The following is a 14,041-nucleotide window of genomic DNA, read 5'->3' as shown; positions in this document are numbered from 1 at the left end:
TAGTAAAAGTTAATTGTCTGCTCGAAGCACCTCAGATATGCCTTTAATCTGCTGAATTTTAACCATAGTTTTAGCTAAACTATTGAGGTCTTTTACTTCAAGACTTATCTTTATTTTAGCCGTATGTTTGCTAGTATCGCTTAAGCTGTTCACCCCTAACAATCCCACTTTCTCATTGGCAAGTACTGTGGTGATATCACGCAATATACCATCTCGGTCAACGCAATAAACATCTAACTCGGTCTTAAATGCGGCCTTAACATTGCTCGCCCAATTCACATCAATTTGTCTTTCAGGATGCTGATCGAGTAAATGGCTTAACTGGTCGCAATCTTCGCGGTGAACACTCACCCCTCTGCCTTGCGTGATGTAGCCCATAATAGGCTCTCCGGGCAAAGGCTGACAGCAACCCGCAATTTGCGTTAATAAATTACCAACACCTTCCACCACCACAGTATCTTTTTTATACTTATCTGCTTGCGGTTTTCTCGCCTTAATCTTTTGGTCAATCGTGGGTAGGGGCTCAAGCCTTTGCACTAAGAAATTAACCACTTGCATTAGGCGAATATCGCCCGCTCCCAAAGCGGCATATAAATCATCTACATTTTGCATATTAAAACGAGATACTGCCTCCACGGCGTCTTTCGCGTTGATACTCACCTTAACTAATTCCCGATCTAACAATTCTTTGCCGGCAACTAAGTTTTTATCCCTGTCTTGCTTCTTAAAATAGCTGTGTATCTTGGCTCTTGCCCTTGAAGAATGCACATAGCCTAATCCTGGGTGCATCCAATCTCGACTTGGATTAGAGCGTTTGCCCGTTAAGATATCAACTTGATCGCCGGTTTGTAATTGATAGGTAAAGGGTACAATACGCCCACTAATTTTAGCGCCGATGCAACGATGGCCAACATTGCTGTGAATATAGTAAGCAAAATCTAGGGGCGTAGAGCCTAAGGGTAAGTCTACAACATCGCCTTTAGGGGTAAAAACATAAACACGATCATCAAATACCTGACTACGCAGTTCTTCTACTAAGTCGCCAGACTCGGCGACCTCTTCTTGCCACTGCAAAATTTTACGTAACCAGTTGATCCGCTCTTCATAGGCGGTACGACTGACCGCAGCCCCCTCTTTGTAGCGCCAGTGAGCTGCCACGCCTAACTCGGCATCTTCATGCATTTTACCGGTACGAATTTGAATTTCGATGGTTTTACCCTGCTTGCCCAAGGTAACGGTATGAATCGATTGATAGCCATTCGGTTTAGGGGTCGCGATGTAATCATCAAATTCGTTGGGAATGTGCTTCCAATTAGCATGCACCACACCCAGAGCCGCATAACAATCCTGCAAACGTTCTGCAATAATACGCACCGCACGAATGTCATAAAGTTGATCAAAGCTTAAATGTTTTTTCTGCATCTTCTTCCAGATGCTGTAGATGTGTTTGGGTCGACCATAGACTTTAGCTTTAATGTTCTGTTCGTCTAATACCGCCTGCAACTCGTGAACAAAATCATCAATATATTGTTCACGATCCGCTCTTTTTTCATCGAGTAAACAAGCAATCTGCTTATACGTTTCCGGATGCAAATAACGAAATGAATGGTCTTCTAATTCCCATTTTAATTGGCCAATTCCGAGTCTATTGGCCAAAGGTGCATAAATACTAGCGCACTCTCTAGCCACCAATACACGGGTTTCTTCATCCGCGTTTTTGACTTTCTGTAAGGCACAAATACGTTCAGCCAGTTTGATAACAACCGCTCTTACATCTTCAACCATGGCCAATAACATGCGCCGCACATTATCAATTTGGGTCTCATCATTCTTTCTGGTGCTATTTGCCCGAGTATGCAGGGACTTAATGGCGTCCATGCGCCTAACACCCACAATCAGTTTTTGAATACCCTCGCCAAACTGCTCAGATATTTGCTCTTCGCTTAACTCATGCATTTCACAATAGGGATAAATTAACGACGCCTGCAAGGTTTCATCATCCATATGCAATTCATGCAGAATTTCCACCATTTCCTGTCCAATCAGTAGAATTTCTGGAGTATCAGAGAGTTCGCGTAACTTTTGTTTGGTGGTGGTAGACAAATTCAAACTGGCCAGCCATTCTTCAAATGAAGGCCTTTGTGGTTGATGAACAGTGCGGATAGAAACCATGCAACGTTGTCCTGTAACTGTTAGTTAATGACGTAGTAAGAGCAGACGCCTTAGCTAATATTCGAATTTGTTTCTGCTATTGAATCTAGACCATTCAGAATACGAGCCAATTTTTCATTCATTAAACTAAGTAAATAAGCGGATTAATTAGCCTATTCGCCTCTTTTATGAACATCGAGCGCACCTTAAAAACGCTTAGGCACTATAAAAGTGCAGGCGCCTTGTCCACTACTCCAATATTACTGTAGCAACAGCATAGTGTTGTTCATCTGAAATTGAGATAAAACTGTTACTCACACCGCGCTCTTCACATAATTGCGCAAATTTACCATAAAAACGTAAGGTCGGCTGGCCACTGGCAAGGTTAACAACTTCGACGTCATGAAAACTGACTCCATTGCCAATACCGACACCCAATGCTTTTACCGCAGCTTCTTTGGCGGCAAAACGTTTGGCCAAAAAACGAGCTTTGAACTTATGTAGCTCAAAGGTCTGCATCTCATTTTTTGTTAAAACTCGATGGGCAAGTCGCTCTGAATGCATAAGTTGTTTATCAATTCGTGCGATTTCGACTATATCGGTACCCAAACCTACAATGCTCATACTGGGCTTACGACTTACGGGCTTCTTGCATTAAACGGCGCATATCAACTACCGCTTGATGCAAACCATCAAATGCGGCTCGAGCAATAATGGCGTGACCGATATTCAGCTCGTACAACTGCGGGATTGCGGCAATGGGTTTTACATTATGATAGTTTAGACCATGACCGGCATTAACTTTAATGCCCAAAGAATGCGCGTATTCTATACCACTGACTAATTTAGCCAGCTCACTTTGTTGTAACGCTTCGCTATGGGCTTCAGCGTATTGACCGGTGTGGATTTCAATATAGGGAGCACCGCAGGCATGAGCGGCATCTATTTGGCTACGATCAGCGTCAATAAACAAAGACACTAATATGCCTGCCGCAGCTAATCGCGCACAGGCAGCACCAATGACCACTTGATTTCCTGCGACATCAAGTCCCCCTTCTGTGGTCAGTTCTTGGCGTTTTTCAGGCACCAAACAACAATAGGTTGGCTTGATATGCTCTGCGATTAATAACATTTCTTCAGTGACGGCCATTTCTAAATTCATTCTGGTTTGAATGGTTTGTTTGAGAACATTAACATCACGGTCGTTTATATGACGACGGTCCTCGCGCAGATGCACGGTAATACCATCAGCCCCTGCTCTTTCAGCTATTTCTGCAGCGTGCACAGGATCGGGATAAAGCGTTCCTCGAGCATTTCGTAAGGTGGCAATATGATCAATATTAACCCCCAAATAAATGTCATTCATTAATTAAATTCTCCACATTAACGGGTAATCTAGTCGACCAAGTTTGTTTGAATAACTCACGACTTTTTAAGGGTTTATCACCCAACAACTTGGCTAAGGTCATACGACTAATATATTTGGCACACAGTAAACTGGCAGGTGTCCAAACAAAATCACTAATTTGCATAATGCTTTCACCTAAAAAACAATTATTACCGGCGTATTGTTGCTTGAGCCTTAACCATCCTTGTTCATGTATAAAGCTGTAATAAGCAAAAGGTTCAATTTCCTGACCAGAATTTGTATCGTATAAAAAGTCGATTCCGTAACCAAGCTCTGCAATTAATGACAATTCAAATTGGCGTAACTGCGGCTCTATCGCTTCTTGTTGCGCGAGCGCTTGTAAGGTTGTTTGATACAAATAATATAAATCAGCTTGGGGAATTTCTTTGGCTAATAAACGGCTTAATAGTTCATTGATATACATTGCGGAGAATAAGTAATGTCCTTCGAGTTTATAACTGGCGTCGAGGGCATCCACTTGCTGCAAATTTTTCAGCTCGTGTCGGCCTGATAAACCGAGTAATAAAGCTTGAAACGGCTGTAATAAACTTTTTTTATCGCTTTTACTGCCTCGAATGCCTTTGCCTACCGCACTCACCAAACCCCATTCCAAACTGAAAATATCCAGTAAAAAACTCGTTTCCCTATAAGGTCGCCGATGCAGGATAAATCCAGCAAGTACAGTAGAAGACACGTATTAAAACCCCAATCTAAAAAATAAAAATTAACTTATTTTAATACGTACGACCTTCATGGCTTCAAAGTCCATGCCGGCAATTTCTTCTTTGATGGGGTAATAAGTCAGATTGACCCTCATGCCAGTAAGGTTTTTATAAACCTTACGACGACGGAATTTAAATGGCACGTCATAACCTTCAATCATCAAGGTATTCATAAACCAGTCATCATCTTTGCGTTGTACGTGAGAAGACACCGTCAGCTCTTCAGTATGAGTGAGCTTGTCGTGTTTAATCAGTAATTTTTCTACATCCGTTTTTTTAGCCATGAAAAAGTTTAGGTTGTCCAAAAGAACAATGATATACCCAAATTCACCAAATATGCAGCTTTGTCAGAATATTAGCTAAGTTTGGCTGAATATTTGTTTAAATTGCGACTATGGCATCTACCATTAGTTGCAAATTCACTCGCCCACGAAATTCGTTAATATCCAGTTTAAAGGCAAGTCTAACCTGTTTGCAGGCTAAGTTTGGCCACAAGGTTGGCTCAATATTAAAAGCGATCGCGTCTATCAATAGTTGACCTTGATAACGCACCAACATCTTTAAATGTTTACCGCCCAGCAACTTTTGCTCTATCAACTCAAATTCATCATCAAAAATAGGTTCAGCAAAACCTTGGCCCCATGGCCCCGCATCTTTAAGTTGTTGTGCAAAAGCAATGCTATATTGCTCTTTTAACAAAGCGCCATCTGATAACACCTCACCGCCCAGGGTTTGGTTTTGTAATATTTTTTGGGCAATTTGATGGAAAGCGAGTTCAAAGTCAGCGAGTCTCGCCAACTCAATAGTCAAACCAGCGGCCATAGCATGGCCACCAAACTTAACAATAAGACCTGGATGTTGACTGTTTATCGATTCAAGTAAATCGCGGATGTGCACACCGGGAATTGAGCGAGCAGAGCCTTTTAAAAAACGTTCATCTTGATGAGCAAATGCGATAGTAGGGCGAAAATATTTTTCTTTAATACGCCCAGCCAAAATACCAATAACGCCTTGATGATAATCAGCTTTATATAAGACCAAACCGTAAGGTAGGGCTTCGGCGGCCAAATCGAGCTGTTCAAGAGCCTTAACAGCCTCTTGTTGCATGGAGCTTTCTATTTCTCGACGCTCTTGATTTAAACTATCTAGTTGCACCGCAATTTGTCTTGCTCGCGCCGGGTTGTCGGTGAGCAAACATTCAATGCCCAAGGACATATCATCCAAGCGGCCTGCGGCATTAAGACGCGGCCCAACTACAAAACCCAAGTCAGAGGCCATTAGTTTGCTTTTATCGCGCCCAGCGACTTCCATGATGGCTTGAATACCGGCGCAACACTGATCACTGCGTATGCGCTGTAATCCCTGATGAACCAAAATACGATTATTACTGTCCAGGGGCACCACATCAGCCACGGTACCAAGTGCAACAATATCGAGTAATTCCGCCAAGTTAGGCACAGGAAGTGACTGTTGAGTAAACCAATCTTGATTTTTTAACTCTGCACGTACAGCCAACATTAAATAAAAGGCGACGCCAACACCGGCTAAGTTTTTCGACAAAAACTCGCACCCAGGCTGATTAGGATTAACAATTGCATCTGCCATAGGCAATTTATCAGCGGCCAAATGATGGTCGGTAATAACAACACTTAAACCGAGTGACTTGGCTTTTTCTACACCCGCAAAACAAGCTATGCCGCTATCCACAGTCATAATCAATTCAGCACCTTGACTAGCAGCAACCTCTACAATCTCAGGGCTTAATCCATAGCCAAAGTCAAAACGATTAGGTACCAAGTAGCTGTGCCGTAAAGAGCCCAACCTAGTCAGTGACAGCATGCACAGCGCGGTACTCGTTGCGCCATCAGCATCAAAGTCACCTACCACTATGATACGTTGCTGCGATTTAATGGCTGCCACCAGCAATGTAACTGCTCCTTCAACGCCTTTTAGTTGATTGTAGTGCAACAAAGACTTGGTATTGCGCAGAAGTTGTTGACCATTTTCCACGCCGCGGTTGGCATAAATTTGTCGGATAAGAGGGTGTAAACTGGCAGGTAAATGTTCACTATTACATGTGGGTCTGCGCTTAATAACAAGGTTAGGCATTGATGAATTTCAAATTTTAAGCTGAGAAAAGCCTGCTAAACAGCAGGCTTGTTTTAGAATTAAAGTGCTTTAAGGGCTTGCTCTAACATTTTGGGTGGTTGATAGCCCGGAATCAAAGAACCATCAGGTAAGATAATATTAGGCGTACCATTCACCCCTATCATTTGACCAAAAGCATATTGTTCGGCAACCTGCGACTCACAACTTTTAGGCGTCACTGGTTTATCACTTTTAGCGTTATCCATGGCTTTTTGCGGGTTTTCTGCACACCAAACCGAGACCATATTTTTATAGGTTTGCCCACGTAAACCATCTCGAGGATAGGCTAGATAACGAATAGTAATACCCAAATCATTATACTGTGCCATCTCGCCATGCAATTTACGGCAATACCCACAGGTGATATCAGTAAAAACATCTACCACATATTTCTCATCTTTTGCTTTGTACTCAATGACAGAATTTTTGAACTCATCTACCCCTGCCAAACGCATTTGACTCAGAGCAATTTCTGTTTCATTGCGCATTCCCTCATCAAGATTGTAAACCCGAGCTTGCAATAAGAACTTGCCATTTTCACTGCTGTAAAACAAACCTTTATCTGTTTCCAACTGCAATAAGCCGGGGATTGGAGAATCCGCAATAGACGATACTTTCATGCCAAGCGTGTTCTGAATTTTTTGTTTAACCAATTCAAAATTTTCCACTTTGTCCGCTGCGTTCACTGCTGTGCTTAATGCAAAAGCCAAACCCAAGGTGCAGTGTTTAATCCAATTTTTCATATTATTTCCAATATTTACTAAGGGTGAAGCACCCGACAATTGTTAATTCATACAACTTTGAGAATAAAGATTCAGAGAAAGTATGAGTATATGACCTCGCAGAAGCCAAATAATTTCAATTCTGTTTTACCAGAGTGTACGGGATTATCTAATTTAATCCAAACGATTGGCTCTTGCTCATCTGTAAAAATTTGTGAAGCGAAAGCCTGCGCTAAACATAGATGTTTTAGACTGATTTGCCGCAAAACTTACAAGCAAACACACTCCTTTTGCCATCAATTAATTGATTTTGTTTTATTCTTGGGCAAGGGCGCCACATTTCCAGCAAAGCTCAAAATTAGCGTCATTCGTTTCATGGCATTGCTCACACAGCCAAGGGGTTTTCAGCACAGGTTGAGCCTCAAAGTCTTCGATTGTTCGCTGCGCTTTTGGCAGCCAGTCATCATCAGTTAACCAAACCTCAGGTAATACATCAAAGGGCGACAGCTCGCCCATTGCGCCAATAGCAAACTCATTTTTAATAAAACATGGAATACCATGTTGTTCGAGTAACTGTTTGATTTGCCAAATCATAAAGCGGTCATGATGACTATATACTTTGCGCATAGTTACACTGCTAGTCCATGTCTATAGAAACATTCGATAACGAACCGAGTTGATTGCCATCATCTGCAGCCAGTTTAATCATCAGTCTCAAATCGTTGGGTGAGTCAGCATGATGAATCGCGTGTTCGAGTGTAATTTTGCCCATTTTATAAAGATCGTACAGCGCCATATCAAAACTTTGCATGCCTAACTCTCTACCTTTTCGCATCGCTTCTTTGAGCCCACCTATTTCATTGCGCTGAATTAAATCAGTCACCAAGGGTGAATTAAGTAGAATTTCAATGGCTGCCACACGCCCCTTTCCATCGGGTGTAGGGACAAGTTGCTGAGCGACAATCGCACGCATATTTAAACTCAAATCAAAACGTAATTTATCATGTTGATCATGGGGCGCTAAATGCATAATCCTTTCAATGGCTTGGTTGGCATTGTTGGCATGCAAAGTAGCCACACACAAATGACCCGTATCTGCAAACGACATGGCGTATTCCATGGTTTCCATGGAACGAATTTCACCAATTAATATGACGTCAGGCGCTTGGCGCAGTGAACTTTTTAAAGCATCGTCAAAAGATTTGGTATCGATACCGACTTCACGTTGCGTGACCACACATTGGCCATGCTCATGCACAAATTCAATGGGGTCTTCAATCGTGAGTATATGGCCCCTAGAATTATGATTACGGTAGCCCATAAGAGCAGCTAAAGACGTCGACTTACCGGTACCGGTCGCTCCCACAAATAAGACTAAACCACGTTTTGCCATAATAATTTCTTTTAACACTGGCGGCAGACCAAGTTCGTCGACTTGGGGAATTTGAGTCACTATTCGTCTGACTACCATTCCCGCCATGTCTCGTTGCCAAAAGGCACTGCAACGAAATCGCCCTATTCCATCACGCGCAATGGCAAAATTACATTCTTTACTGTCGGTAAACTCCTGAATTTGTTTGTCATTCATCGCATCGTGCACTAGAGCGAGGGATGATTCCTCATCTAATACGCTGCTGCCAATAGGTGTCATTTGCCCATTGACTTTAGCACTGACCGGAAAGCCAACAGTAATAAATAAATCTGAAGCTCCAGCGTCCTGCATGGCTTCCAAATAAGGCGTGAGTTCCATTGTTACTTCCTACTAATAAGGCATATTTAATTTAAGCATTAGAAACCTGACGTGGGCTTTTTGTCTATGGATTTAGCCGCAGCATCTTGCGCTGTTATCACACCTTGTGCCACTAAACGTTGTAAACACTGATCCATGGTTTGCATACCGTGTTGTTGACCGGTTTGGATCACTGAGTACATTTGCGGCACTTTGTCTTCGCGAATTAGATTACGAATCGCTGGGATCCCTAACATAATTTCATGGGCAGCAACCCTACCACCACCGACTTTTTTCAATAAAGTTTGTGAAATAACCGCTCGTAAAGATTCTGATAACATAGAGCGGATCATAGATTTTTCTGATGCTGGGAATACATCGATAATTCGGTCAATCGTTTTAGGGGCCGAGTTAGTATGTAAGGTACCAAACACTAAGTGCCCGGTTTCCGCTGCAGAGATGGCCAATCTAATGGTTTCTAAGTCACGTAATTCACCGACTAAAATAATATCAGGGTCTTCACGTAAGGCCGAACGCAAAGCGTTATTAAAACTGTGTGTATCGCGATGAACTTCCCGTTGATTGAGAACACATAGTTTATTTTCGTGCACAAATTCGATGGGATCTTCAATGGTTAGAATATGTTCACGTTTGGTCGAATTGATATGATCAACCATGGCGGCCAAGGTTGTACTTTTGCCTGAGCCAGTCGCGCCGGTCACTAAAACAATACCGGTGGGCTGATTAATAATTTGTTTAAAAATCTGTGGGGCACCCAGCTCGTCTAAGCTTAGAATTTTACTGGGGATGGTCCTCAACACGGCTGCCGCACCGCGATTTTGCATAAAAGCATTGACCCTAAAACGTGAGAGATCTTTTACTTCAAAAGAAAAATCGGTTTCGAGATTTTCTTCATACTCTTTGCGCTGTTTGTCATTCATGATCTCATAAATCAGCGCATGCACTTCTTTATGTCCCAGTGCAGGAACATTAAGCTTACGCATTTCCCCATCAACGCGAATAATGGGAGGCAATCCTGCTGATAGATGTAAATCTGAGGCTTTATTTTTCACACTAAAGGCTAAAAGTTCGGTAATATCCAAGCCAAATTCTCCGTAAAAAAGTTTACAACGTGGAAACAATAGCAGAACGACTCAAAAGCGCATACCAAACTATCAAGCAATCTGCATTAGAGGCCAATCGTCCATCAAATGCGATCAAATTACTAGCGGTCAGTAAGACCAAACCAGTATCTGATATCGTGCAAGCGTATGAAGCGGGACAACGTTTGTTTGGCGAGAACTATGTGCAAGAAGGTGTAGAAAAGGTTCAAGCACTCAAACATTTAGCTGATATTGAATGGCACTTTATCGGTCCTATTCAATCCAACAAAAGCCGCTTGGTCGCGGAAAACTTTACTTGGGTGCATTCAATCGACCGCCTAAAAATAGCTCAGCGCCTAAATGATCAACATAGCCCACATCAACAATTAAATGTTTGTATTCAAGTTAATATTGATGACGAAGACAGTAAATCAGGGGTATCCCTCAGCGAAGTGGCGTCTTTAGCGGCGGCCATTAAACAGCTACCCCACTTGAAATTACGCGGTTTGATGACCATTCCTAAGGCACAGGCAAGTGAAGAACAGCAAATAAAGAGTTTTTCCGCGATGTACACTTTGTTCAGTGAAATGAGTAAAGAGTATCCGGAATTTGATACCCTATCGATGGGTATGTCTTCAGACACAAAACTTGCTATTCAAAACGGTAGCACCATGGTTCGTATCGGCACCGCCATCTTTGGTAGCCGCCAGTAGGCATAGATAGACCAACAAGTAGATAAGCAGAGGTAAAATGGAACATAGACGTATCGCCTTTATTGGCGCAGGCAACATGAGTAAAAGCATCATCGGTGGACTCGTTAACAACGGCTACCCTGCAGAGTGCGTTTACGCCAGTAATCCCTCAACCCCTAAGCTAGATAGTTTGCAGCAACAATTTGGTATTCAAGTCAGCCAATCCAATGTTCACGTTGTGGAGCAAGCCCAAGTTATTGTCCTTGCAGTGAAACCCCAATTAATGGCTCAGATGTGTGCAGATTTGGCTAAGCAAACTGATTTGCAAGACAAACTCTTTATTTCTATTGCTGCGGGCATTGGCATCAAAAGGTTGCAGGAGATGTTAGGTGGTAACTATCATGTTATACGCACTATGCCCAATACTCCCAGCTCCCTGGGTTTAGGTATGACAGGTTTATATGCTGATGAACATATACCTCAGGCAGATAGAGACTATGCTGGTGCCTTACTCGAACATGTTGGTAAAATTGCATGGGTGGAAGACGAAAGCATGATAGATGGTGTTATCGCTGCAGCGGGCAGCAGCCCTGCCTATTTCTTTGCGTTTTTAGAAGCGATGCAACATGAGGCTGAACAGCAAGGTTTTAGTCGAGATACCGCGCGTTTATTGGTCCAACAAGCAATGTTAGGTGCCGCTGAAATGGTTTGTCAAAATCCGCAATTTGAAATCAGCGAGTTACGCACTCAAGTGACCTCAAAAGGCGGCACAACTGCTCAAGCCCTCGCTTGTTTTGCAGAGCATGGTTTAGCTGATATTGTAGCCAAAGCGATGCAAGCAGCAGTCGCTCGAGCGAAAGAGATGTCAACGACATTTTGAGGCCAAAGGCCCAAATAAACACCTTGCCAAGGTACTAATTTCAAAATTTGTGTTTAGGAAACAACAACGCTATGAGTTCAATTGAATTTTTAATCAGTTTGCCATTTAAACTTTATTTAATGATCGTTTTATTGCGTTTTTGGCTGCAATTGTCGCGAGCCGATTTTTATAATCCTTTTAGCCAATTTATTGTAAAAGCAACTCAACCGATTATTGGCCCCTTGCGCCGAGTTGTGCCGTCTATAGGCCGGTTTGATACGTCGACTTTACTCTTAGCTTGGTTGGTTGCTGTCGCTAAGATTGTAGTACTGACTTTGCTCGCAGGTTTCACCTTAACTAACTTAATTGGCATTGGTTTGGGTGGATTGTTAGTGGTATTTTCTGAGGCCGTCGATTTAGTCATTTATGTACTCATATTACGTGCGATCATGAGTTGGGTAAGTCAAGGTCGTAACCCAATGGAATTGGTTTTAGCGCAACTGACTGAACCAATGTTATATCCTATTCGTAAAAGAATGCCTGACTTGGGTGGTTTAGATTTATCGGTTATGGTAGTTATTTTACTGCTTATCTTCTTACAAAAACTAATGGGTGATCTGTTTGGTATATTCTAAATATGTGCAGTTACTAATACTTCTGACATTTTGTATTTTTACAAGGACAAGTACAGCGGAACAAAAAGTAGCCTTGGGTACTTGGGATGTGCATTATATGGCATTGAATAGCACGTTTCTTACTCCTGAGGTAGCCCAACAATATGCGATTGTGCGTAGTAAATTTAATGGCGTAATTAATGTTTCAGTGCTTGATAAACAGAGTCAAAAAGCTCAAAGCCTTGTGGTTAGTGGCGAAGCGAAAAACCTACTTGGAGTGATAAAAAATCTGACCTTTAAAGAAGTACAAGAAGGAGACGCCATTTATTACCTTGCGGTTTTGCCTTTTAGTGATCAAGAACGTTATCGAATAACCCTGCGTTTGAATGATGGCAGCAGCAAGCAAGAGTTTACTTTTGAACATAAATTTTATGCAGAATAGTCCCTTCTAAAGGGCATGCAAATGGCTAACAAAATAGCAGGATAAAAACCGTATGCTATCTGCGCGTTGAATCGTTGCAGATAGTATTTTTATACTCTAAAGTTGACTTTTATTCTCCCATAAAGGAGTTAGCTGTGCCAAAACCAATATTGCCCTCAAACCAGACTGAAAGCCCAGAGCGCAGAACGATGGTAAAGTCGCTTGGTGCTGTAATAGTAGCCACGGCAATGACCTCAAAGGCTCCTTACGTATTTGCTCGCCAACGCACTGTACTTAAAATTCTCGGCACCCACGTCACCTTACAAGAAAAATTGCGCCAACAAGCGATGAAAGATTTAGGCATTGAGCTTATTTTTGAGCCAAGAGGCAGTGCCGCCGTCTTGCAAAAAGCCAGTGTGTCACCCACTTCTTTTGATCTATACGAACAATGGTCAAACAGCATTCGGCCATTGTGGACCAGTGGTTCAATTCAAGCCATAGATAAAAAAAGGCTCATATATTGGGATGAAATTAACTCACTTTCCAAGACCGGTAAAATTAGTCCAAATGCCAAAATGGGGGCCGGTGATGCACCCAATAAGATCCTCAATATTCAATATGATGGAACCTTGGGTGAAACCCCGACTGAACAAATAAGCTTTTTGCCTTACGTGCACAATGTCGATTCATTTGGCTATAACAACTTTTTCATTCCAAAAGGTGAACCATACCTTACTGAAAGTTGGGGATGGTTACTGGATGAGAAATATCGTGGCAAAGTGGGGATTGTTAACGACCCCACGATTGGCCTGTTTGACCTTGCTTTGGCAGCACAAGCTGAAAATCTAGTCCAATTTGACGATATAGGCGCACTGACAAAAGCAGATTTAGATGCCCTATTTAAAGTGCTCATTGCGTTTAAACAACAAAAACATTTTAGCGGTTTTTGGAATTCCGTGCCTGAATCGGTAGATTTTATGCGTACCCAACGGGTCGTCATTGAAAGTATGTTTTCACCCGCAGTGTCGACTCTAAATAGCCAAGGTTTACCGGTTACCTTTGCCGCGCCTAAAGAAGGATATCGTGGCTGGCATGGGGTAATGTGTTTATCTGCGGCAACACAGGGCAGACAAAAAGATGCAGCCTATGATTATATGAATTGGTGGCTCTCGGGTTGGCCAGGCGCTTTTATCGCTCGTCAGGGTTACTATATTTCTAATCCGCAACGCTCACAAAAATTTCTGACTCAGGCCGAATGGGACTATTGGTATCAGGGCAAGATCGCCACTGAAGATTTACTTGGTACCGATGATAAAATAGCAGTAAAGAAAGGTGAAATGCGCACGGGTGGCAGTTATAGTAAACGCTTAAGTAATGTTGCTGTTTGGAATACTGCCATGCCAACATATGATTATAGCTTGCAAAAGTGGTATGAATTTATCAGTTCCTAATGGTCAACGATAGGTAAAAAA

General features: G+C 42.4%; 15 protein-coding genes. 5 read left to right on the top strand and 10 right to left on the bottom strand.

The annotated features are described in order from the left end of the window. Nucleotides 1-9: 9 nt before the first annotated feature. From relA to ABKW31_RS00350, 10 genes are all read right to left on the bottom strand, one after another. Complete coding sequence (relA, locus tag ABKW31_RS00395; RefSeq protein ID WP_348614144.1) at nucleotides 10-2,172, bottom strand: GTP diphosphokinase; 2,163 nt, start codon at nucleotides 2,170-2,172, stop codon at nucleotides 10-12. A 228-nt stretch (nucleotides 2,173-2,400) separates the two neighbouring features. Beyond that, on the bottom strand, nucleotides 2,401-2,775 hold the full coding sequence (gene acpS / locus ABKW31_RS00390; protein ID WP_348614143.1) for a holo-ACP synthase: 375 nt from the start codon (nucleotides 2,773-2,775) through the stop codon (nucleotides 2,401-2,403). A gap of 7 nt (nucleotides 2,776-2,782) precedes the next feature. Continuing rightward, nucleotides 2,783-3,517: a pyridoxine 5'-phosphate synthase gene (pdxJ, locus tag ABKW31_RS00385; RefSeq protein WP_348614142.1), complete on the bottom strand. Its 735-nt coding sequence runs from the start codon at nucleotides 3,515-3,517 to the stop codon at nucleotides 2,783-2,785. Continuing rightward, a complete protein-coding gene (gene recO, locus ABKW31_RS00380; protein ID WP_348614141.1) occupies nucleotides 3,510-4,253 on the bottom strand; it encodes a DNA repair protein RecO in 744 nt (247 codons plus the stop codon). Before recO ends, pdxJ begins: the two co-directional genes overlap by 8 nt. 30 nt (nucleotides 4,254-4,283) lie before the next feature. After that, nucleotides 4,284-4,565, bottom strand: coding sequence for a hypothetical protein (locus tag ABKW31_RS00375; RefSeq protein WP_348614140.1), 282 nt, complete (start codon nucleotides 4,563-4,565; stop codon nucleotides 4,284-4,286). Between the two features lie 97 nt (nucleotides 4,566-4,662). Next, on the bottom strand, nucleotides 4,663-6,390 hold the full coding sequence (gene recJ / locus ABKW31_RS00370) for a single-stranded-DNA-specific exonuclease RecJ (protein ID WP_348614139.1): 1,728 nt from the start codon (nucleotides 6,388-6,390) through the stop codon (nucleotides 4,663-4,665). Between the two features lie 59 nt (nucleotides 6,391-6,449). Next, on the bottom strand, nucleotides 6,450-7,172 hold the full coding sequence (gene dsbC, locus ABKW31_RS00365) for a bifunctional protein-disulfide isomerase/oxidoreductase DsbC (protein WP_348614138.1): 723 nt from the start codon (nucleotides 7,170-7,172) through the stop codon (nucleotides 6,450-6,452). 294 nt (nucleotides 7,173-7,466) lie between these two features. Further along, on the bottom strand, nucleotides 7,467-7,778 hold the full coding sequence (locus tag ABKW31_RS00360; protein ID WP_348614136.1) for a DUF2007 domain-containing protein: 312 nt from the start codon (nucleotides 7,776-7,778) through the stop codon (nucleotides 7,467-7,469). A gap of 10 nt (nucleotides 7,779-7,788) precedes the next feature. Continuing rightward, complete coding sequence (locus tag ABKW31_RS00355; protein WP_348614134.1) at nucleotides 7,789-8,901, bottom strand: PilT/PilU family type 4a pilus ATPase; 1,113 nt, start codon at nucleotides 8,899-8,901, stop codon at nucleotides 7,789-7,791. Between the two features lie 38 nt (nucleotides 8,902-8,939). After that, a complete protein-coding gene (locus ABKW31_RS00350) occupies nucleotides 8,940-9,983 on the bottom strand; it encodes a type IV pilus twitching motility protein PilT (RefSeq protein ID WP_348614132.1) in 1,044 nt (347 codons plus the stop codon). Nucleotides 9,984-10,012: 29 nt separating this feature from the next. Between ABKW31_RS00350 and ABKW31_RS00345 the strand changes: the two genes are divergently transcribed. From ABKW31_RS00345 to ABKW31_RS00325, 5 genes are all read left to right on the top strand, one after another. Beyond that, nucleotides 10,013-10,696, top strand: coding sequence for a YggS family pyridoxal phosphate-dependent enzyme (locus ABKW31_RS00345; RefSeq protein ID WP_348614130.1), 684 nt, complete (start codon nucleotides 10,013-10,015; stop codon nucleotides 10,694-10,696). A gap of 37 nt (nucleotides 10,697-10,733) precedes the next feature. Continuing rightward, the gene (gene proC, locus ABKW31_RS00340) at nucleotides 10,734-11,555 is read left to right on the top strand and encodes a pyrroline-5-carboxylate reductase (RefSeq protein WP_348614129.1); all 822 of its coding nucleotides are present in this window, start codon (nucleotides 10,734-10,736) and stop codon (nucleotides 11,553-11,555) included. 71 nt (nucleotides 11,556-11,626) lie between these two features. Then, nucleotides 11,627-12,169 carry a YggT family protein gene (locus ABKW31_RS00335; RefSeq protein WP_348614128.1) on the top strand — a complete coding sequence of 181 codons (543 nt, stop codon included), beginning with the start codon at nucleotides 11,627-11,629 and terminating at the stop codon, nucleotides 12,167-12,169. 4 nt (nucleotides 12,170-12,173) lie between these two features. Further along, entirely contained in the window at nucleotides 12,174-12,590 is a 417-nt protein-coding gene (locus ABKW31_RS00330) for a DUF4426 domain-containing protein (RefSeq protein ID WP_348614127.1), read from the top strand. Between the two features lie 227 nt (nucleotides 12,591-12,817). Continuing rightward, nucleotides 12,818-14,020 (top strand): extracellular solute-binding protein, encoded by a 1,203-nt coding sequence (locus ABKW31_RS00325; protein ID WP_348615162.1) that lies wholly within the window; start codon nucleotides 12,818-12,820, stop codon nucleotides 14,018-14,020. Nucleotides 14,021-14,041 lie beyond the last annotated feature (21 nt).

The sequence above is a fragment of the Paraglaciecola sp. 25GB23A genome, assembly GCF_040012495.1.
GTDB lineage: Bacteria > Pseudomonadota > Gammaproteobacteria > Enterobacterales > Alteromonadaceae > Paraglaciecola.
Note: the sequence above shows the minus strand (reverse complement) of the source record. Positions and strands in the feature narration are given on the sequence as shown.

Coding starts and splice junctions, on each gene's coding strand:
- relA (WP_348614144.1), bottom strand. CDS start 2,172: ATGGTTTCTATCCGCACTGTTCATCAACCACAAAGGCCTTCATTTGAA.
- acpS (WP_348614143.1), bottom strand. CDS start 2,775: ATGAGCATTGTAGGTTTGGGTACCGATATAGTCGAAATCGCACGAATT.
- pdxJ (WP_348614142.1), bottom strand. CDS start 3,517: ATGAATGACATTTATTTGGGGGTTAATATTGATCATATTGCCACCTTA.
- ABKW31_RS00375 (WP_348614140.1), bottom strand. CDS start 4,565: ATGGCTAAAAAAACGGATGTAGAAAAATTACTGATTAAACACGACAAG.
- recJ (WP_348614139.1), bottom strand. CDS start 6,390: ATGCCTAACCTTGTTATTAAGCGCAGACCCACATGTAATAGTGAACAT.
- dsbC (WP_348614138.1), bottom strand. CDS start 7,172: ATGAAAAATTGGATTAAACACTGCACCTTGGGTTTGGCTTTTGCATTA.
- ABKW31_RS00360 (WP_348614136.1), bottom strand. CDS start 7,778: ATGCGCAAAGTATATAGTCATCATGACCGCTTTATGATTTGGCAAATC.
- ABKW31_RS00355 (WP_348614134.1), bottom strand. CDS start 8,901: ATGGAACTCACGCCTTATTTGGAAGCCATGCAGGACGCTGGAGCTTCA.
- proC (WP_348614129.1), top strand. CDS start 10,734: ATGGAACATAGACGTATCGCCTTTATTGGCGCAGGCAACATGAGTAAA.
- ABKW31_RS00335 (WP_348614128.1), top strand. CDS start 11,627: ATGAGTTCAATTGAATTTTTAATCAGTTTGCCATTTAAACTTTATTTA.
- ABKW31_RS00325 (WP_348615162.1), top strand. CDS start 12,818: ATGACCTCAAAGGCTCCTTACGTATTTGCTCGCCAACGCACTGTACTT.